Source organism: Roseimaritima sediminicola (assembly GCF_009618275.1).
In the GTDB taxonomy this organism is placed as follows: domain Bacteria; phylum Planctomycetota; class Planctomycetia; order Pirellulales; family Pirellulaceae; genus Roseimaritima; species Roseimaritima sediminicola.
On sequence record NZ_WIAD01000156.1, the window covers coordinates 1 to 569 of the forward strand.

Genomic DNA, 569 nt, shown 5'->3' on the forward strand with positions numbered 1-569 from the left:
AACCCATGCAATGAATGACGCCGAACCGACACGCCTGCGATGCGATGGTATCTCGTACCGGGGCGGCTTCATCGAAACCCGGCTTGTTCATGCGAACCACGTCAATTTGGAGGCGTGGTCGATTGATCCGGATGCCTTGAACCCAAGCGTCGAATGGGTAACCGACGCCTCCGATTCCGGCGTAACCGACAACGTTGAACTGGAGCTTGACTTGCGTACTGCGATGCAACTTGCGGAATCGCTGCACGAACTTGTTGCAATTGAAGCCGAGCAAAATGGGACCGATACCAACTGCGATGAATGTGGATCGCCGTTCCTATCGTCCAGTGCCACGATGACTGGTCTGTGTCCTGAATGTTCACATTACTTGTACAAAAAGCCAAACTGCGCACACTCTTTTCGTGACGGTCGATGTCGGCGTTGCGGATGGGACGGATCGGTGTCTGGCTACGTTGCGAGGATCAAGGGCACGACAAAAGGCGGGTAACCAAGCGGTGAACGGGAGCCGCCGATGACGCGGGTTTTGAAAGCAAAGTCTCTTGGCGGCGGCCCCGTTACCGCCGTCGTTC

Annotated in this window: 1 protein-coding gene; it reads left to right on the plus strand. The window is 55.9% G+C overall.

Annotation, left to right across the window (positions count from 1 at the left end; translation table 11 throughout):
- Positions 1 to 487, plus strand: a 487-nt coding sequence (locus GE027_RS23235; RefSeq protein ID WP_237607749.1) for a hypothetical protein, incomplete at its 5' end; no start/stop codon positions are given.
- Between the last annotated feature and the right edge of the window lie 82 nt (positions 488 to 569).